General features: G+C 62.0%; 23 protein-coding genes. 21 read left to right on the top strand and 2 right to left on the bottom strand.

Annotated elements, in window-relative coordinates; genetic code table 11:
• Nucleotide 1: 1 nt before the first annotated feature.
• The 20 genes from rplO to VGM51_07920 all read left to right on the top strand — a co-directional run bounded on the left by rplO (nt 2) and on the right by VGM51_07920 (nt 14,880).
• Nucleotides 2–439 carry a 50S ribosomal protein L15 gene (gene rplO / locus VGM51_08015; protein HEY3412987.1) on the top strand — a complete coding sequence of 146 codons (438 nt, stop codon included), beginning with the start codon at nt 2–4 and terminating at the stop codon, nt 437–439.
• Between the two features lie 58 nt (nt 440–497).
• Complete coding sequence (gene secY / locus VGM51_08010; GenBank protein ID HEY3412986.1) at nt 498–1,766, top strand: preprotein translocase subunit SecY; 1,269 nt, start codon at nt 498–500, stop codon at nt 1,764–1,766.
• An 86-nt stretch (nt 1,767–1,852) separates the two neighbouring features.
• The gene (locus VGM51_08005; protein HEY3412985.1) at nt 1,853–2,497 is read left to right on the top strand and encodes an adenylate kinase; all 645 of its coding nucleotides are present in this window, start codon (nt 1,853–1,855) and stop codon (nt 2,495–2,497) included.
• A gap of 6 nt (nt 2,498–2,503) precedes the next feature.
• Nucleotides 2,504–3,292 carry a type I methionyl aminopeptidase gene (gene map, locus VGM51_08000; protein HEY3412984.1) on the top strand — a complete coding sequence of 263 codons (789 nt, stop codon included), beginning with the start codon at nt 2,504–2,506 and terminating at the stop codon, nt 3,290–3,292.
• A gap of 231 nt (nt 3,293–3,523) precedes the next feature.
• Nucleotides 3,524–3,724, top strand: coding sequence for a translation initiation factor IF-1 (gene infA, locus VGM51_07995; protein ID HEY3412983.1), 201 nt, complete (start codon nt 3,524–3,526; stop codon nt 3,722–3,724).
• 75 nt (nt 3,725–3,799) lie between these two features.
• The gene (rpmJ, locus tag VGM51_07990; protein HEY3412982.1) at nt 3,800–3,916 is read left to right on the top strand and encodes a 50S ribosomal protein L36; all 117 of its coding nucleotides are present in this window, start codon (nt 3,800–3,802) and stop codon (nt 3,914–3,916) included.
• A gap of 98 nt (nt 3,917–4,014) precedes the next feature.
• Nucleotides 4,015–4,395, top strand: a complete 381-nt coding sequence (gene rpsM, locus VGM51_07985) for a 30S ribosomal protein S13 (GenBank protein ID HEY3412981.1) — start codon at nt 4,015–4,017, stop codon at nt 4,393–4,395.
• 81 nt (nt 4,396–4,476) lie between these two features.
• On the top strand, nt 4,477–4,881 hold the full coding sequence (gene rpsK / locus VGM51_07980) for a 30S ribosomal protein S11 (GenBank protein HEY3412980.1): 405 nt from the start codon (nt 4,477–4,479) through the stop codon (nt 4,879–4,881).
• 131 nt (nt 4,882–5,012) lie between these two features.
• Nucleotides 5,013–5,630: a 30S ribosomal protein S4 gene (rpsD, locus tag VGM51_07975; protein ID HEY3412979.1), complete on the top strand. Its 618-nt coding sequence runs from the start codon at nt 5,013–5,015 to the stop codon at nt 5,628–5,630.
• A gap of 99 nt (nt 5,631–5,729) precedes the next feature.
• Nucleotides 5,730–6,743, top strand: a complete 1,014-nt coding sequence (locus VGM51_07970) for a DNA-directed RNA polymerase subunit alpha (GenBank protein HEY3412978.1) — start codon at nt 5,730–5,732, stop codon at nt 6,741–6,743.
• A gap of 4 nt (nt 6,744–6,747) precedes the next feature.
• Complete coding sequence (gene rplQ / locus VGM51_07965) at nt 6,748–7,104, top strand: 50S ribosomal protein L17 (protein ID HEY3412977.1); 357 nt, start codon at nt 6,748–6,750, stop codon at nt 7,102–7,104.
• Between the two features lie 4 nt (nt 7,105–7,108).
• Complete coding sequence (gene truA, locus VGM51_07960) at nt 7,109–7,933, top strand: tRNA pseudouridine(38-40) synthase TruA (protein ID HEY3412976.1); 825 nt, start codon at nt 7,109–7,111, stop codon at nt 7,931–7,933.
• Nucleotides 7,934–7,988: 55 nt separating this feature from the next.
• Nucleotides 7,989–8,417 (top strand): 50S ribosomal protein L13, encoded by a 429-nt coding sequence (rplM, locus tag VGM51_07955; protein HEY3412975.1) that lies wholly within the window; start codon nt 7,989–7,991, stop codon nt 8,415–8,417.
• A gap of 51 nt (nt 8,418–8,468) precedes the next feature.
• A complete protein-coding gene (gene rpsI, locus VGM51_07950) occupies nt 8,469–8,864 on the top strand; it encodes a 30S ribosomal protein S9 (GenBank protein HEY3412974.1) in 396 nt (131 codons plus the stop codon).
• Between the two features lie 117 nt (nt 8,865–8,981).
• Nucleotides 8,982–9,719 carry a C40 family peptidase gene (locus VGM51_07945; GenBank protein HEY3412973.1) on the top strand — a complete coding sequence of 246 codons (738 nt, stop codon included), beginning with the start codon at nt 8,982–8,984 and terminating at the stop codon, nt 9,717–9,719.
• 147 nt (nt 9,720–9,866) lie between these two features.
• A complete protein-coding gene (gene argC, locus VGM51_07940; protein ID HEY3412972.1) occupies nt 9,867–10,934 on the top strand; it encodes an N-acetyl-gamma-glutamyl-phosphate reductase in 1,068 nt (355 codons plus the stop codon).
• A 123-nt stretch (nt 10,935–11,057) separates the two neighbouring features.
• Entirely contained in the window at nt 11,058–12,269 is a 1,212-nt protein-coding gene (argJ, locus tag VGM51_07935) for a bifunctional glutamate N-acetyltransferase/amino-acid acetyltransferase ArgJ (GenBank protein HEY3412971.1), read from the top strand.
• Nucleotides 12,270–12,360: 91 nt separating this feature from the next.
• Complete coding sequence (locus VGM51_07930; GenBank protein ID HEY3412970.1) at nt 12,361–14,181, top strand: NAD+ synthase; 1,821 nt, start codon at nt 12,361–12,363, stop codon at nt 14,179–14,181.
• A 10-nt stretch (nt 14,182–14,191) separates the two neighbouring features.
• Entirely contained in the window at nt 14,192–14,476 is a 285-nt protein-coding gene (locus tag VGM51_07925) for a hypothetical protein (GenBank protein HEY3412969.1), read from the top strand.
• A gap of 62 nt (nt 14,477–14,538) precedes the next feature.
• Nucleotides 14,539–14,880, top strand: a complete 342-nt coding sequence (locus tag VGM51_07920; protein HEY3412968.1) for an elongation factor Tu — start codon at nt 14,539–14,541, stop codon at nt 14,878–14,880.
• A gap of 158 nt (nt 14,881–15,038) precedes the next feature.
• On the opposite strand, the gene VGM51_07915 is transcribed toward VGM51_07920, so the two are convergent.
• Both VGM51_07915 and VGM51_07910 read right to left on the bottom strand, forming a co-directional pair.
• Nucleotides 15,039–15,602: an HD domain-containing protein gene (locus VGM51_07915; GenBank protein ID HEY3412967.1), complete on the bottom strand. Its 564-nt coding sequence runs from the start codon at nt 15,600–15,602 to the stop codon at nt 15,039–15,041.
• 86 nt (nt 15,603–15,688) lie between these two features.
• The gene (locus tag VGM51_07910) at nt 15,689–18,982 is read right to left on the bottom strand and encodes a M6 family metalloprotease domain-containing protein (protein HEY3412966.1); all 3,294 of its coding nucleotides are present in this window, start codon (nt 18,980–18,982) and stop codon (nt 15,689–15,691) included.
• A gap of 271 nt (nt 18,983–19,253) precedes the next feature.
• On the opposite strand from VGM51_07910, the gene trpE reads away from it, so the two are divergent.
• Nucleotides 19,254–20,735: an anthranilate synthase component I gene (trpE, locus tag VGM51_07905; protein HEY3412965.1), complete on the top strand. Its 1,482-nt coding sequence runs from the start codon at nt 19,254–19,256 to the stop codon at nt 20,733–20,735.
• Nucleotides 20,736–20,762: the final 27 nt, after the last annotated feature.

Here is a 20,762-nt window from a genome sequence, read left to right as displayed (position 1 = left end):
TATGAACCTTCATGAACTCGCGCCCGCTCCGGGCGCAAAGAAGAAACGCACACGCGTTGGCCGTGGCATCAGCGCCGGCCAGGGCCGGACGGCTGGCCGCGGCGAAAAGGGCCAGAAGAAATACGCCAATATTGCGCCGTGGTTCGAAGGCGGCCAGACGCCGTTGCATCGCCGCTTGCCTCGCAAGCGCGGATTCAACAATAAATGGCGGATCGAATATGCAGTCGTCAACGTGGCGGCTCTGGAAGAGAAGTATGAGGCCGGCGCTGTCGTGACCATTGATTCCCTGGTGGACAATGGCCTGGTTCGCGAAGCGATGCTCGTCAAGGTCCTCGGCAATGGCGACATTACCAAGGCGCTGACCGTGCAGGCCCATGCCTTCAGCAAGAGCGCAAGCGAGAAGTTGAGCGCCGCAGGTGGGGCGGCGGAGGTCATCTAACGTGGGGTTGATCAAATCCTTTGTAGCGGCGTGGCAAATCCCTGAACTCAGGAAGAGGATGCAGTATGTCCTCTTCGCCCTGGCTCTGCAGGTTGTGGCCATCCATGTTCCCGTGCCCGGAATTTCCGGCCGCGAGATGGATGCGCTGCTGACCGGGAAGCTCAGGGGCGCTTTAGGCCTGCTGGACTTGTTCAGCGGCGGCGCCCTGAAGAACTTCAGCGTCACGGCGATGGGCATCCTGCCTTACATCAACGCGTCAATCGTCATGCAACTGCTCACCGTTGCCGTTCCTTCCCTCGAGAAAATGGCGAAGGAAGGCGGCGAGAGCGGCCGCAAAGAGATCAACAAGTATACGCGGATGCTCACGCTCGCCCTGGCGATATTCCAGGGCACGCTGCTGTGCGTAACACTGCGCAGCCAGGGTGGACTGTTCGTGGGCATCTCCGGCTTTATGCTCTACCTCAAGATGTTCCAGATCGTACTGGCTATCACCGCAGGCACGGCTTTCCTGTTGTGGCTGGGTGAGAGCATCACCGAAAAGGGCATCGGGAACGGCGTTTCCATCATCATCTTCGGCAACATCATGGTTCGCCTTCCCAGCAACTTCGGAGAGCTCTGGGCGTTGTACGTTGGTGGAACCGTGAGCATCCTTCAGATAGCCGCCCTTGTGGTGACGTTTGTTGCGGTGACGGCGATCGTGGTGGCGATGGTGCAGGCGGTTCGCAAGGTACCCGTGCAGCACGCTCGGCGCGTGGTCGGGGGCGGCAAGGTCACGGCGGGCGGAAGTACTTTCCTCCCGTTCAAAGTCAATTCCTCCGGCGTTATGCCCATCATCTTCGCCATGGCGCTCTTGGCGCTTCCGGCGACGCTGGGTGGCGTTGCCCCGGGTAAAGCGGGCGAGTTCTTCGCAACCGTGGCGAGGGATCTGCAACCGGGACTCACTGTTACGGGCATCCTGGCGTGTCTGGTCTACACGATCGTCATCATGGGCTTCACCTATTTCTATACGGCCGTCATGATGAACATCCCTGAGATGAGCGACAACCTGAAGAAGTGGAACGCCTTCATCCCGGGCATCAGGCCGGGGAAGGATACCACCGCCTATCTGGACCGGGTGATGACGCGCATCACACTCGCCGGGGCCATCTTCCTTTCCGGTATCGCCCTGGTTCAGTACCTGGCGCCGGCTGTCCTTCGTATTCCCTCGGGCGCGTTCAGCCTTTACGGCGGAACCTCGCTGCTCATCGTCGTTGGCGTCGCGTTGGAAACAATGCAGGCCATCGAAGCGCAGTTGATGATGCGTCACTACGAGGGATTCATCAAGTAGAGGCATCCAGCATCCGGCATCCAGCATTCAGGGGCGAACACATCGACTGAATGCTGGATGCTGAATGCCGAATGCTGGAGAATTTTGTGCAACTGATTTTACTGGGCGCGCCCGGTTCCGGCAAGGGGACGCAGGCCAAACTTATCGTTCAACAGCACGGCTGGCTTCACCTGTCCACCGGCGATGTACTCCGCAAGAATGTTGCGGACGGCACGCCCCTCGGCGCCAAGGCGAAGCCGCTGATGGAAAGCGGGCAGTACGTGCCGGACGATCTGATCAACGCGATGGTTGAGGATCAACTGGACCGTCCGGAAGGCCGTGGCGGAGTGGTATTCGACGGCTACCCGCGGACGATCAACCAGGCACAGGCACTTGACGCTTTGCTGGAACGCAAAGGGCGCCCCGTGCAATTGGTGCTGCATCTGGAGATAAACCCGGAGGCTCTGATCGCCCGGTTGTCCGGCCGGCGGGTGTGCACGGGCTGTGGGGCGCCATACCACACGGTGAGCATGCCGCCCTTGAAGGAAGGCGTCTGTGATGCGTGCGGTTCGCCGTTGATGCAGCGCAAGGACGACTCTGAAGAGACGGTTCGCACGCGGCTGGAGGTATATCAGAAGCAGACAGCTCCGCTCCTGGATTACTACGCCGCGCAGGGCAAGCTGCGCGCTGTTGACGCCGCAGAAGGCGTTGAGAAGACTTTCGAGGGGATCCAGGCCGTTCTGGCCGGTTGATCTGGTATGTTCAGGCGTACTCGGCAAGCAGTCCATATCATCCTTAAAACGGATGAAGAGGTGGAAAAGATCGCGAAAGCGGGCCGCGTGGTCGCCCGTGTACTCCAGGAGATGGCCTGGGCCGCGAAGCCCGGGGTCACCACGATGGAGCTGGAAGCCATCGCAACGCGGATCGCGGCGGAAATGGGCGCCACGGCGTCGTTCCTGGGTTACCGCGGATTTCCGGCGGCGATCTGCGCCTCCGTGAACGAGCAGGTTATTCACGGGATACCGAACCGGATCCCACTGAGAGAAGGCGATCTGGTCGGGCTGGACTATGGCGCCTGCCTGAACGGATATCACGCGGATTCGGCTCTGACCGTGCCGGTGGGCGAGGTGTCTGACGAGGCCAGGCGGCTCCTGAAGGTCACGGAAGATGCATTGTGGCTTGGCGTGCGCATGGTGCGCCCCGGAGTGAACCTGGGCGATATCGGCCGGGCCATTCAGAGGCATTGCGAGCGTCACGGCTTTTCCGTGGTGCGTGAGATGGTGGGGCACGGCATCGGGCGGGATCTCCACGAAGAGCCCGAGGTGCCAAATTATGGCAAAAGCGGTACAGGCGTTACACTCAAGCGCGGGATGACCTTCTGTATCGAGCCGATGATAAACGCCGGCCGCCGGGACATCGCCACATTGTCGGACGAGTGGACGATCGTGACGCAGGACGGGAAACCGTCCGCGCACTTCGAGCACACTCTGGCGGTTACCCCGAGTGGGGTGCGTGTGTTGACGCTGCGAGAGGGCCAGTCGCTCTAGCGCATAACGCGGCACGCCGAAAACGGCTATACTGTAATGGTTTGTCCGTAACAGACGGACGGCGACGCGGGTCGCCCAGGAAAAGGACGGTTTATGGGCAGAATACCAGGAAGAGGGGGCGGAGGACCGGCCCGTGGGCGTGGTGGCGGAGGAGGGCGGAAGCCCGGAGGCCGCCGCGGACCCTCGACGCCGCGCGAAGAACGTCCGGATACTTCCGGTAAGGAAGAAGCCATTGAGGTTGAGGGTGTTGTGCAGGAAACGCTGCCCAACGCCATGTTCCGTGTGGAACTGGAGAGCGGCATCACCGTGCTGGCCCACGTGTCCGGAAAAATCCGGATGAACTGGGTGCGCATCCTGCCAGGTGACCGGGTTCGCGTGGAGTTGTCACCGTATGACCTCACCCGCGGCCGCATCACGTGGCGATACAAGTAGAATAACGGCCCCTCACCCCAACCCCTCTTCAACGGGGAAGACGGGGAGGCATTTCGGGGCGGGAAGGCACTGGATATGAAGGTTAGAGCAAGCGTAAAGAAGATGTGCGAGAAGTGCAAGGTGATCCGGCGCGAAGGCGTTGTTCGCGTCATCTGCGCGAAGAACCCCAAGCACAAGCAACGGCAAGGATGATGCGAAACGATGCAGTATGAATGGTGAACGATGAATCCCGTACTCGGGATTCCCTGTTCCTCATTCATTGCTCATCGTTCATCGATTGAGGAGAGACTATGGCTCGTTTGGCTGGCGTGGACCTGCCCCGCGACAAGCGGGTGGAAATCGCGCTTACATACATTTTTGGAATCGGCCCAACCAGCGCTCAGAAGATCGTGGTTGCGGCAAGCGTGAACCCCGATACCCGTGTACGGGACCTCACCGAGGCGGAAGTCGCCCGGATCCGTGAGGTGCTGGAGCGCGATTACCGCGTTGAAGGAGATCTGCGCCGTCAGGTTGCGATGAGCATCCGCCGGCTGCAAGAGATCGGCTGTTACCGTGGCATACGCCATCGCCGCGGCCTTCCGGTTCGCGGACAGCGCACGAAGACGAACGCTCGCACCCGAAAGGGTCCGAAGCGCACAGTGGCCGGAAAGAAGAAGGCCGGCAAGAAGTAACGGGCAGTTCCGAGTATCGAGTTCCGAAGTCCGGAACCGATCGCATTACTCGGAACTCGAAACTCGAAGCTAGGAACTTATATGGCAAGAAAACCAGCGACTACGTCGTCCCGTGGCGGGCGGCCGAAAGTCAGCAAGAACATACCGGTTGGCGTGGTGCATATCCAGTCCACGTTTAACAACACGATCGTCTCGATCGCGGACACCCGCGGCGAGGTGATCTCATGGGCCAGCTGTGGAACGGTGGGCTTCAAGGGTACCAAGAAGGGTACGCCGTTCGCGGCTCAGATGGCCGCGGAAAACGCCGCCCGCCGCGCGATGGAGCACGGCCTGCGCCAGGTTGACGTGCACGTGAAGGGACCGGGCAGCGGCCGTGAGACCGCCATCCGCAGCCTGCAGACCGTTGGGCTCCAGGTGATGACCATCCGGGACGTCACCCCGATTCCGCACAACGGCTGCCGCCCGCCGAAACGGCGACGCGTCTAGCACGGTACGTTGGGCCTCCGCGCCTGACACATCACCCGGCGAGACGCTGGGCGTACCGCGAATATTGGAATCGTAAACTCTCGCGTAGGCGGCCAAACAGAAGCCGCGGCGCAGTCTTGTAGAGGATGAAGATGGTTCAACATGGGCCCCGGTGCCGTCAGTGCCGCCGGGAGACAGTAAAATTGTATCTTAAGGGCGACAAATGCTTCAGCGTTAAGTGCCCCGTCGAGCGGCGAAAGTATCCGCCGGGCCAGCATGGCCAGCGCCCGCGCAAATTGGGTGAATACGGAATCCAGTTGCGCGAAAAGCAGAAGATCAAGCGCATCTACCGCGTCAGCGAAACCCAGTTTCACAACTACTACACGGAAGCGGTTCGGCGCAAGGGCGTCACCGGCGAAGTGTTGCTCACGCTCCTTGAAGGGCGCTTGGACAACACGGTGTACCGCATGGGCTTCGCCGAGAGCCGCAACCAGGCTCGCCAACTCGTCAACCACGCGCACTTCACCGTCAACGGCAAGAAGGTCAACATCCCGTCCTATGGCGTTCGTCCCGGAGACGTGGTGGCCGTTCGACTGAAGAGCAAGTCGGTTCCCACCATTTTGACGGCAGCCGGGCATGCCCGTCGCCGGCCGGAATGGGTGGAAGTGGACGTGCAGAACCTTTCCGGTAAAGTGAACGATCTGCCCACACGGGCCCAGATCGACACCCAGGTGGAAGAACAACTCGTCGTCGAGTTCTACTCGCGGTAATCAGGGGGTTTCGAAGTCCTGGTAAGGATTCACGATCTCGAGCATTGGCGCTCGGGACTCGGAACCAGGAACTCGGAGCATCCCATAAAGGAGCGAACTATGATTGGTGAACCGCCGCGCGTAAAGCGCCTGGTGGAATCAGACATGTACGGGAAGTTCGTGGTGGAACCGCTGGCTACCGGATTCGGTACGACCATCGGCAACGCCCTTCGTCGTGTACTGCTTTCCGCCGTGCCGGGCGCAGCCGTTACGTCCGTCAAAATCGAAGGCGTACTTCACGAGTTCTCGACGATACCCGGGGTGAAGGAAGATACCACCGCCCTGCTGCTCAACCTGAAGGACTTGAACATCAAGGTTGAAGGCGGGGCCGAGGGGGATGAGCCCCGCGTGCTTCGGATCGAAGCGCGCGGCAAGGGCGAAGTCACCGGCGCGGACGTGAAATGTCCGGAAGACGTCACGATCGTCAACCCGGAAGCCTACATCGCCGAAATCAGCGAAGAAGACGCTGTTCTCAACATCGAACTGACGGTTGAGATCGGCACCGGGTTTGTACTGCCGGAAGCGCAGGAAAAATTCAAGAACATCATCGGCACCATCCCGTTCGGATCGGTCTTCACCCCCGTGCGCAAGGTTAACTTCGCCACGGACCCCACCCGCGTGGGCAACAGGACCAATTTCGAGCGCCTGGTGCTTGAGATATGGACAAACGGGACCATCCCGGTCGACACCGCGCTGAGCGATGCGGCCGAGATATTGATGGAGCACACCGCCTTGTTCATCCAGGGCGACGCTGCCGCCGCGATTCTGCGGGGCGGAGCGCCCGTGCTGGACGAGGGGGAGGCCGCCATCAAGGCGCCCGACGCGCGCATCGAGGAACTTGATTTCTCCGTGCGCACCTATAACTGCTTGAAGAAGGCCGGCATTACCAATGTCCAGGACCTCGTGCAGACAAGCGAGCAGGAGTTGATGAATATTCGCAACTTCGGCCGCAAGAGCCTGAACGAAGTGAAGGACAAACTTGCCGCCATGGACTTAACCCTCCGACCTCCGCGCGAAGGCGAAGAAGCCGTCGTGTTCACCGAGGACGAGGACGAAGAAGAAGGGGAAGAGTAGAGCCATGCGCCATAACGTGGGCAAACGCAAATTGGGCTTGCGCACAGAGCAGCGCATCGCCTTGCTGCATGGGCTAGTGCGCTCCATGGTGAAGTACGATCACATCGATACGACGGTCACCCGCGCCAAGGAAGCACAGCCGCTTATTGAAAGGGCCATCACCCTTACGAAGTCGAATACCGTTCACAGTCGCCGGCAGGCATTCAAAACCCTCCAGGACGAGAGCCTGGTGAAGAAGCTGTTCGACGAAGTGGGCCCGAAATTCACGGACAAGAGGGGTGGCTACACCCGCATCACCCGCATCGGCGTTCGCCGGGGAGACGCGGTTGTGGTGGCTCGCCTGGAGTATGCCGAGGAGTAACAGGTTGGAATCCGGGATTCAGGACTCGGGATTCGTAGACGGATCCAGGCAACTGAACCCGGACTCCAGAACCGTCCAACTGATCGTGGCGTACGACGGCACGGCATTCCACGGTTTTCAGAGATTGAAACACGGGCGTACCGTTCAGGGAGTCCTGGAGGCTGCGTGGCTGAGCGTGACCGGTGAAACGGCGCGGCTGACGGGCGCGGGACGAACGGATGCCGGGGTTCACGCGCTGGGACAATCGATAAGCCTGAGGACCGAAGCGCGGATACCGATAGAGCGGATACCGCGGGCGATGAATGGCCGGCTTCCGGCAGACATCATGGTTCGGAGGGCGCATGAGCGCCGCGACGGGTTTCACGCCCGTTTCAGCGCAACGCAGAGGACGTATCGCTACTTCGTGAGGCGGTGTGGCCGTCCATCATTGTTCTGGGACCGGTACAGCCTCCGGGAGACCGGCGCGCTGGACGTTCCGGCGATGCGGGAGACGGCAGCCGGGTTGCTGGGGACGCACGATTTTCGATCGTTCGGATTGCCGCAGCCGGACCGCAGTTCCCTTCGGGACTTGCGGAGCGTGAGGTTTCGGGAGTGGCGAGGCTGGTTGATTATCAGCCTCACGGCGAACGCCTTCTTGAAAGGCATGGCGCGGTCTCTGGCTGCGCAGTTTCTGGAAGTGGGACGCGGCGAGGCATCGCCGCTGGAAATATGGACCCGGTTGCACGCGTGTGACCGGGGCGTGGCGGGCAAGGCCGCTCCGCCGAACGGGCTGTTTCTGGCCCGCGTAGAATATGGGAGTATCGAGTTCCGAGTCCCGGGTTCCGAGTAAGCGCTCGGAGCGCGGATCGAAACTCGGAACACGAAACTCGAAACTTGGAGATAGTATGAAGACCTTTGTAACCAAACCGAGGGAAGTCCAGCGCAATTGGCTGGTTATCGACGGGGCAGGCCGCCCGGCGGGGCGCGTTGCCGCCGAGGCCGCCATGCTGCTGCGCGGCAAGCACAAGCCGACGTTCGCGCCGCACGTGGACGCCGGAGACAACGTCATCATCATCAACGCCGGCAAAATCGTTCTAACGGGAGCGTCCAAGCCGAAGGAACGCATCTATCGGCACAGTGGATATCCCGGTGGAATCCACTCGATCACCCGCGGCGAACTACTCACCAAGCGGCCGGTAAAGTACATGGAGCGCCTCGTGAAGGGCATGCTCCCGCACAACACGCTCGGCCACGACATGTATATGAAGGTTCGTATTTTCGAGGGTGAGGACCACCCGCACCAGGCCCAGAACCCGCAACCGTGGACATTCTGATAGGCTGAATGCCGGCAGCGGACGCCGCCGGATTCTGTAGGAGACAACGTTTTGCCAGTAGTAACAAAATTCTACGCCACAGGCCGACGCAAGAATGCCACGGCCAAAGTGTGGTTGAAACCCGGAACCGGCGAGATCACGGTCAACAAGCGTACGTTGGCCGAATACCTCGGCCGCCGCACGCTTGAGATGATCGTGCGCCAGCCGCTCGAGTTGGTCAATGTGTCCGGTCAGTTTGACGTCATCGTCACGGCGCTTGGCGGTGGAACCGCCGGGCAGGCCGGCGCCATCCGCCATGGGATTTCCCGCGCTCTCTTGAGCGTGGACCCCGAAATGCGCGTCGATCTGAAGAAGGCCGGTTTCCTGACACGCGATCCGCGGGTCAAGGAACGTAAGAAGGTTGGACGCAAGCGCGCCCGCCGCGGCTTCCAGTTCAGCAAGCGCTAATCGCTTCGGAGTGAACACACAGGCAATGGGGGGGCGAGGAAATGGCGGGGTAACCGCCGTTTTCCCGTCTCCTCATTTCCGCGTTCGCCCTCCGCAGCATGGTACAATCAAAGTGTCATGCAAATCCGCTTCCTCGCCATAGCCGCGATCCTCGCCGCCGCGCCTGGCCATTGTGCCCAGTCCGCACCGGCGCCATCCGCTTCAAGACCGGCCGCCAGATCCCTTGTGGGCCGAATCGGCGCCATCGCGTGGGATTACACCCGCATCTACGACGGCCCGTACCGGCATAAGGTCTATAACATCTGCCGGGTGGGGCAGCCTGTGATCCTCACGGGCTGGAACAGTCAGTGGTACGGCGTGCGAATGGTCGATGGCCGCACCGGCTGGGTCTATCGGGGCGCGGTTCAACTTCTGGCCGCCGAGATCCACATCCCCGAGATCATCCAGAGAAATACAACGCAGGGGTATACGCTCGTGGGCGTTCCGCCGCTGCTGCGCACGGCCTTCTCCTACGTGGGAATCCCCTATCGGTGGGGCGGCACCTCCGCCAGCGGGATCGACTGCTCTGGCTATGTGCGCTCGGTTTTCCGGCAGTACGGAGTGGACCTGCCTCGGGTAGCCCGTGATCAGGCCCGCGTTGGCGCGGCCGTTCCGTTGACGCCCGCGCAGCTTCGTCCCGGAGACCGCCTCTATTTCGCGTGCCACCACAGGTACGTAGACCATACCGGCATCTACTGGGGCGGCGGACTGTTCATTCACAGTTCCACCGGGAGGGGGGTCGATATCAGCCCGCTTTGGGACGGTGGAACCTACCAGAACGGCCTGGTAACCGCCCGCCGCACGTGGTCCAGTTAGGCCGCCTGGCCTCCGATTCCCGGTTCCCTGGCCCGGAATCCTGAACCGGTTCCCATTGGCGGGCGCGTTCGGCGTATACTGTCCATGAGGCAACGGACCCTTTCCGCTGCCGTGTTTTTGTTTGAGCGGACCAAAGGGTACAGCAATATGGATTCAGATACACCCCGACCGGTGCGGGTGGGGATAGTTGGAGCGACCGGCTATGCCGGAATTGAACTGGTTCGCCTGCTGCACAACCACCCGGGTGTGCAAATCACATTTCTGGGATCGAACAGCGCGAACGGTAAGCAGCTCGGCGACGTATTCACGCATCTGGACGTAACCTCCGCCGTGATGCCGCTGAAGGCATTTGACCCGAGCCGGCACGCGGACGTTGCGGACGTCTTCTTCCTGGCGCTGGCAAATGGAAAAGCGATGGAGATCGCGCCGGGCCTCCTGGCGCAGGGCAAGCGCGTGATAGACATCTCCGCTGACTACCGCATCCGCTCGCAGTCCGTCTACGAGAAGTGGTACAAGATCAAGCACACTTCCCCGGAACTGCTGCCCCAGGCGGTCTACGGGCTTGCCGAGATTTATGGCACGAAGATACGCCAGGCCCAGCTCGTGGCTAATCCGGGCTGTTATACGACAACCTCAATCCTGGCGCTTGCCCCCGCGCTTGCCTGCAAGGCGGTCGATCCGCAAAGCATCATCGTGGATGCGATGAGCGGGGTCTCCGGGGCCGGACGTTCCAAAGCGACGACGGAGTACCTCTTCACCGAGCTCAACGGGAACGCGAAAGCCTATGGTATTGCCACCCATCGGCATACGCCTGAGATCGAGCAGGAACTGACCACAGTCTGCGGGTGCGAGGTGCGCCTCACGTTCACACCGCATCTGGCGCCGATGACGCGCGGCATTCTCGCCACGTGCTACGCAACCCTCAGCGGCCACGAGACCCTCGACAGCCTGCACGCATTCTACGAGGAGTTCTACGCGGACGCGCCGTTCGTGGACGTCGTTCCGATGGGCCGATACCCATCGGTGATGGATGTGGCCGGTTCCAACATGTGCCGGATCGGCATCGCCACCGATCCCCGAACCAATCGCCTGATCGTCATCTCCGCGACAGACAACCTGATAAAGGGCGCCGGCGGACAGGCCGTCCAGAATTTCAACATCATGGTCGGCTATCCCGAGACCACAAACCTTCCCAGAATTGCACTTTACCCATAGGGGTTCCGAGTTTCTAGTTCCGAGTTTCGAGGCCCGGAAACTCGAAACCTTGAACTCGAAACTCGAAACCTTGAACTCGGAACCAGGAACTCGGAACTCGGAACCAGGAACTCGGAACTCGCAATGCCAGACTTCCCATATCAAACCAAAGCCGTCACTTATCCGCGGGGCTTTCGCGCCGCCGGGGCCAGGGGCGGGCTCAAAGAGGCCGGGCCGGACGTGGCCCTGATAGTCGCCGATGCGCCGTGCGCCGCGGCCGCGGTATTCACTACAAACCTTGTTGTGGCAGCGCCGGTTGTCGTCAGCCGCGAGCATCTTTCCCGCGGACCGATCAGGGCGGTGGCTGTCAACAGCGGATGCGCGAACGCTGTTACGGGCGAACAGGGCTTCGCGGATGCGCGCCGAATGGCTGCGATTGCAGCGGACGCCGTGGGCTGTGCGCCGGAGCAGATACTGGTCTGCTCGACCGGTGTCATCGGACACCCGCTGCCGCTGGACAAGGTCGAAACGGGGATCTGCGCCGCCGCCGCGGCCTTGGTGAGCGAAGATGACGCTGATGCCGCGAAGGCCATCATGACAACTGATACCCGTCCGAAGACGGTTACGGCGGACGTCCCTTTGTCCGGGGGCGTCAGCGCGCGCATCGGAGGCATGTGCAAGGGCAGCGGGATGATCGCGCCCAATATGGCGACTATGCTCGGGTTTATGACCACGGACGCCGCCATCGATGCGGGCGCCCTACAGAGAGCCCTCTCGCACGCGGTGCGGCACACCTTCAACGCTGTGACCGTGGATGGTGACACCAGCACGAATGACACGCTCCTGTTGATGGCGTCCGGGGCAGCGGGAAATCAGACCATCGTCGCCGGCACGGAGGACTTTGAGGTCTTCCAGAATGTGCTCACCGCCGCCTGCGATTCGCTGGCCAGGCAGATCGCGTGGGACGGTGAAGGCGCCACCAAACTCGTCATCGTCGACGTTCGAGGCGCCGGGAGCGAAGCGGGCGCCGTTCGCATCGCCCGCACGATCGCCGAATCACCGCTCACCAAGACGGCGCTCTTCGGAAACGACCCGAACTGGGGACGCGTACTGGCCGCCGCCGGACGGGCCGGCGTGCCATTCGACCCGTCGAAGGCCGAATTGCGCATCGGCAGCGTGACCCTCCTTCGCGATGGCGAGCCGACGGATTTCGATGCGGCCCACGCCAGTGCCCAGATTGCCCGCGACGAGGTCGAGATCGTTCTGAACCTCCACGGGGGACCCGGCCGGGCGGTGATGTACACGTGCGACTTCAGTTACGACTACGTGCGGATCAACGCCGAATACCACACCTGACAGCCAAGGATTTGAACCACAAAGACACGAAGGCACAAAGTGATCATGCTTTGTGCCTTCGTGTCTTTGTGGTTATCCCGAGGCAATTGAGATGTTGACAGAAACGAATCCTGACTCCCAAGTTCCCGCGCCCGTTCGATTGGGGCTTGTCCAGCTGAATTCCACGGTCGGCGATCTGGCCGGCAACACGGACCGCATTATCGCCGCGCTCCGGCAGGCAAATGACGAGGGGTGCGACATCGTCGCGTTCCCTGAGCTTGCCATCACCGGTTATCCGCCGGAGGACCTGCTGCTGAAGCCGAGATTCCTTCACGAGAATGTGCAGTGCCTCCAGCGCATCGCCGAAGCGCAGGCGGAAGTGCGGACAGCGGCGATCGTGGGCTTCGTGGACGTTTCGGACGACATCTCAAACGCCGCCGCCATCATCGCCGGCGGCCGCGTGGCCGGCGTACACCACAAGATCTTCCTGCCTTCCTACTCCGTTTTTGACGAGGACCGGTACTTCGCGGCGGGTGAAGGGACTTCGGTGTTCAATTTCGGGGACGTCGGCATTGGTGTCGGGGTTTGCGAGGACATCTGGTATTCCAACGGGCCCGCGCGCGAGCAGGCGCTGGTCGGAGGCGCGGAGGTGCTGGTTTCGATCAACGCCTCGCCGTTCCACCGTGAAAAATGGCGAAGCCGCGAGCATCTGCTGGCCGCCCGGGCGATGGACAACACCGCCTTCGTCGCGTATGTGAACAGCGTGGGGGGGCAGGACGAACTGCTCTTCGACGGCCATAGCCTGGTCTTCGATCCGGGCGGCGAACTGATCGCCAGGGGACCTTCGTTCGAAGAGGCGCTTGTGGTCGTGGATCTCAACATTGGCGACGTATTCCATCGGCGCCTGGCAAACCCGTCCCGACGGAAAGAGCGGATGCGCACCCACGAATCCGGGCTTGCCGTTGCGCTGGTGGACCTTCCACCGTTCGGCGAAGCCGGGCAGCCGCGCGAGCGGCTGGACGCGCCGTCGCCTTCCACGCCTTCGCCCATCCCAGTCTGGCTGTCACGCCTGCCCCTGCCTCCTCCGGACATGCTCTCGGACACATACAACGGCCTGGTGCTGGGGGTTCGCGATTACGTCCGCAAGAACGGTTTCAAGGACGTCGTGCTGGGTTTGTCCGGCGGGATTGACTCGGCGATCACGGCATGCATTGCGGTGGATGCGTTGGGTAAGGACCACGTCATCGGCGTGACGATGCCCAGCCGGTACAGCAGCGACGAGACCAAGTCGGACGCGGCCCTCGTGGCCGAAAACCTCGGGATCCGGTTCCTGACGGTGCCGATAGAAGGCCCCTTCCAGGCGAGTCTGGATGCGCTGGCGGATTCGATGAGGGATACCGGGAGCGGCCTGGCCGAGGAGAATCTGCAGGCCCGCATTCGCGGCAACTACCTGATGACCCTGTCAAACAAGTTCGGCTGGCTGGTGCTGACCACCGGCAACAAGAGCGAGATGTCGGTCGGGTACAGCACCCTGTACGGGGATATGGCCGGCGGCTTCGCCGTGATCAAGGACGTTCCGAAGACGCTGGTCTACGCCCTCAGCGAATACAGGAACACGTTATCACCTGTGATTCCCGAGTCGACGATCACACGTCCGCCCACGGCCGAATTGCGGCCCGACCAGAAGGACACGGACAGCCTGCCTCCCTACGACGTGTTGGACGCCATCCTGAACCTCTATGTGGAAGACGATCGGAGCCTGGAGGAGATTGTGAGCGCGGGCTTCGACGAGGCGACAGTTCGCCGCGTGATCCTGATGGTGGACCGCAACGAATACAAGCGCCGCCAGGCCCCTCCCGGCATCAAGATCACGCCAAAAGCCTTCGGTCGGGACCGCCGCCTGCCTATCACCAACCGGTATCACGACTGGTAGGGACCGCTTGATGACCCTCTATCGCGTCGTCTCGAAAGCGGAGTTGGACGACATCAGCCGTTGCGCCGCCTTTCGGACACTTCCGGGTCAAATGGAAGGCAAGTGGTTCGCGGAGTCGTTGGAAGATGCTCGCATCTGGGGCGCGAGGCTCGGTATCGCTGAAACCACAATTGTCTGCGCATCGGTACCCGATTCAATGGCCAATAGTTTGTTCCGCCTGGGACTGCTGGACGGCATTGGGCCGGCGCGCTTTGCCACGGAGGACGATTTACCGTTCCTGACCCCGATGGTCTGAACCCCGGGGGTTAGGCGCGGGGCTTGGGGCTGTGGTATCATCAAGGTTGGAGGTAGTTGGCGATGCAGGAGACACTCAAGCGCGAGCCGGATGCCGCAGACGGCAACACACCGCATGTTGAAGCGACGATCGTGTACTTGCGCCCGGAAGATGGCGGCCGGAAAACCGCTCCAGGGAGCGGCTACCACAGCCAATTCCACTATATTGATGATGGTAGTGACTGGGACGCCATTCAGACCTTTGGATCTCCAACTGCCCCGCTCGGTGAGCCTGTCGAGGCATCGCTTCGGTTCACCAATCCAGCGGCACATCGAGGCCGCGTGCACGTAGGCACCGCGTTTGAAATCCGCGAAGGGCCACGCGTCGTTGGGCGCGGCCTCATCACGCATGTTGGCCCGTTTTGATCCGGTAACCACCGAGGTGAATGGGATTGAACAGCGGCCACATGGCCGATGCGCCTCTTGCGGCAACCTCTGACCGGCATCAAAATCACGCCCAAAGCCTTCGGCAGAGACCGCTGTTAGCCCATCCCCAACCGCTACCAGGCAGTGGACCCCCCTGATCAGCCCTCGATGGGTTCCAGCCCGAGTTCCGGGGCGATCGCCTGCATGGACGCGATTACGTGGTTTATGTGATCCGCGCGTTCGACACCGAGGAGCTCAAACCCGCGATTCACGTCGCCACGGTTCACTCCCGCCGCGAACGCCGGACTCTTGAGGCGCTTCTCCACGCTCTTGGGCGTCAGGGCTTCGAGGCGCTGGGGCCGGACGAGCGCGCACGCGTTGATGAACCCGCACAGTTCATCGCAGGCGAAGAGGACCTTGTCCAGGTCCGTTGAGGGCTCAACGCCTGTCCGTTCGGGCGCGTGCGCGGCGATGGCATGGAGAACCTCTTCCGGCACATCCCCCCGCTCCGCCAGCAGTTTCAGCGCGACCTTCGGATGCTCATCCGGGTGCGCTTCCCAATCCGAGTCGTGCAAGAGGCCGGCCAGAGCCCACGTCCCGGGATCACCGCCGTAATCGCCGGCATACGCGCGCACCGCGGCTTCCACGGTGAGCATGTGCTTCACCAGATTTTCGTTGCCGACCATCGAACGCACAAACTCGAGGGCGTCATCTCTCGTCATGTTTTCAATCATCTCAACCACGAAGGCACAAAGGCCCAAAGCTCATCAATGCCTTTGCGCCTTTGTGCCTTTGTGGTTCAATCGACTTACGGATTCGGTTCCAGCCCCATCGCCTTGCGGGCGATTCGCACCGCGTCCGCGATGTCCAGGCTGGAATCGGCCCCTTCAACGTTGAGCCGGGTCAGGTCGGCGGACGCGGCGGCAGTCAGGCCACCGAAGATCTGGAGCGCCGTGGCGGCTTCGGGCAGCGTGAATGGCGCAGCGGTTACGGAGTACTCATAGGCGCCGATGTCCACGTGCGCTCCGATGATGCGCGGCTGGCCGTCCAGGTCCGTCTCCGCCGTGGTTACGACGCCGTCGTCCCCCGCGTCGATACACGGCGAACCGGTGGTCACGTGGAAGTCCGAGGCGGTTCGGTTCGCGAACGTTGGATCCAGATTGATGTTGCCGTTCACGCCAGTCGGATCCGTGAACGCATTGTAGTTCGCGGAAGTGTTGCCAAACACGTCGTTGTGCGACAGCGTCACCGAGACGGCGGTTGAGTACCGGCCGATGCCGGTCCCGTTGAACGCCGCGATGCAGTTAGTGATGGTCGCCACTGCGCTGTTGTAGACGTACAGGCCGGAGGATGAGTTGCCGCTGATGGTGCAGTTGGCGACGGTTGCCGAGCCGGAGGCCACGTAGACCCCGTACGTGTTTCCGCTGATGACGCAGTTGGTTGCGGTTGCGGCGCCGACGGCCACGGAAAGGCCGCGGGAAGAGTTGCCGACGATCGCGCAATTGGTGATGGCGGCGGTTCCGGCAGTGACGTAAACCCCGGGATATCCACCCGCGGCGTTGCAAACGGTGAAGCCATCCAGGACCGCGCCGACGACAGATGACGTCACCGCGCTCGCGTTGCCGGTTCCGCTGCCGTCCAGTACCGTGACGTTGGTCTTCCAGTTCCGCGCGCTTCGGGCTGTCTCGGCGCCGGCGAATCCTCCGTAGACCGCAACGCCCGCCTTGAGCGCGATCTTCTCGATGTAGGGTGTTGTCGATGCGGCCACCCACACTTCGTCACCGCTCACCGCGGAATTTATGCCCGCCTGGACCGTCTGCCATGCCGTGGCCCACGTCGTTCCGTCGTGGGTGGCGCCGGTGGCGTCCTTGTTCACGTAGACCGTGGATGCCGTGTGGGCCAGAACGGTAAAGGGTTGGCTGTCAACCGCCGGAAGGGCGCCGGAAGTCACCGTGAGGACGTATCCGGTCCCGGGTTTATCGATCTTCAGCCCGCTGAACGCGGCGACACCCGCCATGGCATTGAGGACAGTGGCTCCGCTGAGCACCGCGCCGGACGTGCCCGTTCCCGGCTTGATGGCAACCGTTACCGGTCCGGTGAAGTACTGCGCGAGTTGCAGGGATGCATCGGTTACCTGCACAACCGGCTGAACGGAAAGCGGTTTGGACACATCGCCACCTGCCGGCTGTGTGATGATACGGAGCTTCTCCGGAAGGACGCCGACATAGAAGGGAGCGCTGTCTGCGCTTACCAGGCCGGGACAGGACGCTGTGAGGACGTAGCCGGTTCCCTCCAGGTCCACGGTCAAGTCGGTGAACGTGGCGCGCCCGTTCACCAGGTTCACGGTGGTTGTTCCGCCGAGGGTGGCGCCCGCGGCGCCGGCGCCGCTCTTGATCGAGAGGGTGACGGGGCCGGTGAACGTTGGGTTCACGACGCCGGAATCGGAGAGTGCAGCCACGACAGGCTGGGGGGAGAGCAGGGTTCCGGGTCTGGACGGCCCGGGCTGAGTGAGGAAGCCGACCTTCGTGGCGGCGGGGTAGCCGACGGTGATGTCGAACGATATCGTGGTACCGGCCGACGTTACGTTATGGATATCCAGCAGACCCGGGCTCCCGTTCTGCAGGAACGGCGTGGGATTGGAGGCGCTGTTGATGGAGGTCCGTCCCGTCTCGTACGAAAGGTTGGCAGTGGACGTGTTGCCGTTGACCGTCGGCGTTCCGTTCGGACGGTAGATGTACAGTTCGTCCGGCGGTCCGTTCGCATTTCCATTGCCGGTGGTGGTGTCGATGCGGTATACGATCAGGCCGGTGCCGGGCACGGAGCCCTCAAACGTGCCTGTCTTGCGCCGGTACTCCACCATGAAATACTGCGTCGTTGAGGCGAGCGATTTGATTTTATAGCAATTGTTGGTGGAAGACGTAGTGGGATTGAGCGTGTAGTGGCCCGACGCGGTGATTTCGGGCACGGTGGCGATCCACGTGCCGTATTTCCACTTCATGAACGATGTCATATGCTGCGGGGGATTCTGGTTGTATTCCATGATGTCCCAGGCGCCCGCGGGGTTCAGGCCGTCATAGCTGTAATGGTACAGGTCAGGCGCGCCGAGGCTGTGGAACATTTCGTGGCACAAAACGCCAACCCCGCCGGAGCCGGAGAAGGTGAAGTTCTCCAACTGGAAATTGAAGGTCCCCACGGTGGCGCCGCCTAGCGTGGGCCCGTTGCCAAGCCACCACATATGCGGCCACAGCAGCGTGGCCCACGCAGTCACGTCGCCATCGACGACGAACACCACGTTGTCAACATAGCCATCGTGGTCGCTGTCCGTGGTGATCCCGGACGCGTCGACTGCCGGCTTCACAGCGGCCAGCGCCGCGCGAAGAAGGTTCAGCTCCCGGGTGCCCTGCTGGCTGGACTGGTAGCCCGTCGGGTTCGTCGTGGCATCGTAGGGCTTGTAGTACGCGCGGGGATAGGTATCCTGGTAGGAGACGATCGTCGAGCCCGACTGCGTGGGGAAGAACACCGAGCTGATGGTCAGCGTGTTGTACGACACCTCTTTGTAGTAGTTGCGCAGGGAGTTCGTGCCGGCCGCGCCGTTGAGCATCGCATCATACTGCGACAGGGCATGGGTGAATGCCGTCGGCTGTTCATCGGCGAACCGGATGTAGATAACGATATTGTTGAGCGATCCAGTGTTGTGCGCTTTGGGAGAATTCGACCTCTTCGGCATCCGGTGACTGAGCGGGGAAAGCGCCCTCGCGGACGCGGCGTGCTTCGCCGCGATGTTGGGCCTCAGGCCAAGCCGGCGGGGGTCTGCCCTGTTGACGACGAAGTTCGTGGGAGCGACCTCGCCGTTGATCTCGGTCGCATATACGAGGCGTCCGTTGGCCGGGTGGCGTACGATGACGTAGCCGGCTGCGTCGTGCGCCCAATTGTAGAACTCATCACCGGTCACGAGGACCCGAACGCGGGTCCCATCCGGCTGTGAGAGCGTGACTGGGTAGTCCTTGATGTACGCGGCCTGACAGGATTTGGCGATGGCAAGGATCACCATCGCCGCTGCGAGCGCCCACATCGGGCGTCGTCGGATACCGGGGAAATTCATTGATTCTCTCTTTCGACGGCGCGCTATAAGACCATTGTTCGCCGTATTGCAGTCGGGATCGCGCCGCCGGAGGGACCAATCGGCAAGCGGGCAAATACATCCGAATTTTGTGATGGTGAGAGCACGAAATGGAAATAGGCGCATGTACACGGGGCGAGTCCGCTCCGCGCGCGAATTGACGCTCAGTCAGCCAAGGGCATACACTATTATAAAGCGCGGAGCCCGGCCGAAGGGCCGGTGCAGCCGGCCATTTCCGTTTTTGGGGTTCCCGATGATCACACCCACTCGAGAAGAGTTCAAACTGAAAGCCCGACAGGGCAATCTGATCGCCGTGACGCGAGACGTGCTCGCGGATATGCTGACGCCCGTCGCGGCGTTCCGTCGCCTCGCCGCGGGCGGCGTGCCGTCATTTCTGCTGGAGTCTGTGGAGCGCGGGGACCGCATCGGCCGATATTCCTTCCTCGGGGCCAGGCCGTTTCTGACGATGCGCGCTAAGGGCGACAGCCTGGTCGTCACGGAAAACGGCGACTCTACGACGATGACGCTCAGCGGCGGGCAAGATCCTCTCAGCGTGCTGGAAGACTTGATGGCTCGCTACAAGTGGGTTGGCGGGCCGGACTTGCCGCCGTTCGTGGGCGGCGCCGTCGGCTTGATGGGGTACGATCTCGTTCGCTTCTTCGAGAAGCTGCCGGACACGACCAAGGACGACCTCAATGCTCCTGACGCCCTGTTCATGCTGGCCGATACGATCGTGGTGTTCGACCATCTCCGCCACCGGCTCAAGGTCGTCTGCAACGCCCCTACCGGAGACGACCTTGACGCGTCATACGACAAGGCGGTTGAGACGGTGAACGCCGTGGTGGATACCCTTGAGTCGGCGGAGGTCCCGGAGTGGCCCAAAGCTGGCGGGCACGCGGGCGAGCCCGAGTGGAACATGACGCCCGAGGCCTACCAGGAGATGGTCCGCAAGGGGGTGGAGTACATCCGGGCGGGCGACTGCATCCAGTTGGTTGTGAGCCAGCGGATGCGCAAGGAAACCAATGCTGACCCGCTGGATGTCTACCGTGCGCTGCGGTATATCAATCCGTCGCCGTACATGTTCTATTTGAACCTCGGGGAGATGATACTCGTCGGATCGTCGCCGGAGATCCTCGTTACCGAAAGCGGCGGCGAGCTGCGCTACCGGCCGATCGCCGGCACGCGTCCGCGGGGAGCCACGCCGGAGGCCGACGCCGCGATGGAAGCGGAAATGCACGCCAGCGAGAAGGAACGCGCCGAGCACATCATGCTGGTCGATCTGGGGCGCAACGATCTGGGTCGCGTGTGCTCGTACGGCAGTGTCCACGTGGACGAACTGTTTGTAACAGAGCGGTACAGCGATGTCATGCACCTCGTGAGCAACGTTCGCGGCCGACTGCGGCCTGAATTCGACCGTTTCGACGCCTTGCGCGCGGTGTTCCCGGCCGGCACGCTCAGCGGCGCTCCGAAGGTCCGCGCGATGGAAATCATCGACGAAATGGAGCCGACGCGGCGGGGCCCGTACGGCGGCGCGGTCGGCTACATCTCCTTCAGCGGCGGCCTCGATACCTGTATCTGTATCAGGACCGTTGCCATCCAGGGCAACGTGGCCACGGTGCAGGCGGGCGCCGGTATCGTCAGCGACAGCGATCCTCTCGCCGAGCACCAGGAGTGCCGCAACAAAGCCCGGGCGGTGTTGCGCGCAATCGAGATGGCTGAAAGAGGGCTGGAGTGAGGCGGGCTTTGGACGGCAGTGGCGCGA

Source organism: Armatimonadota bacterium (genome assembly GCA_036504095.1).
GTDB lineage: Bacteria > Armatimonadota > DTGP01 > JAKQQT01 > JAKQQT01 > DASXUL01.
Note: the sequence above shows the minus strand (reverse complement) of the source record. Positions and strands in the feature narration are given on the sequence as shown.

What these genes read in the sequence shown, in the direction of transcription:
- VGM51_07930 (HEY3412970.1), top strand. Translation starts at nt 12,361, where the DNA reads ATGTTGACAGAAACGAATCCTGACTCCCAAGTTCCCGCGCCCGTTCGA.
- VGM51_07920 (HEY3412968.1), top strand. Translation starts at nt 14,539, where the DNA reads ATGCAGGAGACACTCAAGCGCGAGCCGGATGCCGCAGACGGCAACACA.
- rpsD (HEY3412979.1), top strand. Translation starts at nt 5,013, where the DNA reads ATGGTTCAACATGGGCCCCGGTGCCGTCAGTGCCGCCGGGAGACAGTA.
- rpsM (HEY3412981.1), top strand. Translation starts at nt 4,015, where the DNA reads ATGGCTCGTTTGGCTGGCGTGGACCTGCCCCGCGACAAGCGGGTGGAA.
- argJ (HEY3412971.1), top strand. Translation starts at nt 11,058, where the DNA reads ATGCCAGACTTCCCATATCAAACCAAAGCCGTCACTTATCCGCGGGGC.
- argC (HEY3412972.1), top strand. Translation starts at nt 9,867, where the DNA reads ATGGATTCAGATACACCCCGACCGGTGCGGGTGGGGATAGTTGGAGCG.
- trpE (HEY3412965.1), top strand. Translation starts at nt 19,254, where the DNA reads ATGATCACACCCACTCGAGAAGAGTTCAAACTGAAAGCCCGACAGGGC.
- VGM51_07925 (HEY3412969.1), top strand. Translation starts at nt 14,192, where the DNA reads ATGACCCTCTATCGCGTCGTCTCGAAAGCGGAGTTGGACGACATCAGC.
- VGM51_07915 (HEY3412967.1), bottom strand. Translation starts at nt 15,602, where the DNA reads ATGACGAGAGATGACGCCCTCGAGTTTGTGCGTTCGATGGTCGGCAAC.
- rplQ (HEY3412977.1), top strand. Translation starts at nt 6,748, where the DNA reads ATGCGCCATAACGTGGGCAAACGCAAATTGGGCTTGCGCACAGAGCAG.
- VGM51_07945 (HEY3412973.1), top strand. Translation starts at nt 8,982, where the DNA reads ATGCAAATCCGCTTCCTCGCCATAGCCGCGATCCTCGCCGCCGCGCCT.
- map (HEY3412984.1), top strand. Translation starts at nt 2,504, where the DNA reads ATGTTCAGGCGTACTCGGCAAGCAGTCCATATCATCCTTAAAACGGAT.
- rpsK (HEY3412980.1), top strand. Translation starts at nt 4,477, where the DNA reads ATGGCAAGAAAACCAGCGACTACGTCGTCCCGTGGCGGGCGGCCGAAA.
- VGM51_07970 (HEY3412978.1), top strand. Translation starts at nt 5,730, where the DNA reads ATGATTGGTGAACCGCCGCGCGTAAAGCGCCTGGTGGAATCAGACATG.
- VGM51_07910 (HEY3412966.1), bottom strand. Translation starts at nt 18,982, where the DNA reads ATGAATTTCCCCGGTATCCGACGACGCCCGATGTGGGCGCTCGCAGCG.
- rplO (HEY3412987.1), top strand. Translation starts at nt 2, where the DNA reads ATGAACCTTCATGAACTCGCGCCCGCTCCGGGCGCAAAGAAGAAACGC.
- rpmJ (HEY3412982.1), top strand. Translation starts at nt 3,800, where the DNA reads ATGAAGGTTAGAGCAAGCGTAAAGAAGATGTGCGAGAAGTGCAAGGTG.
- secY (HEY3412986.1), top strand. Translation starts at nt 498, where the DNA reads ATGCAGTATGTCCTCTTCGCCCTGGCTCTGCAGGTTGTGGCCATCCAT.
- rplM (HEY3412975.1), top strand. Translation starts at nt 7,989, where the DNA reads ATGAAGACCTTTGTAACCAAACCGAGGGAAGTCCAGCGCAATTGGCTG.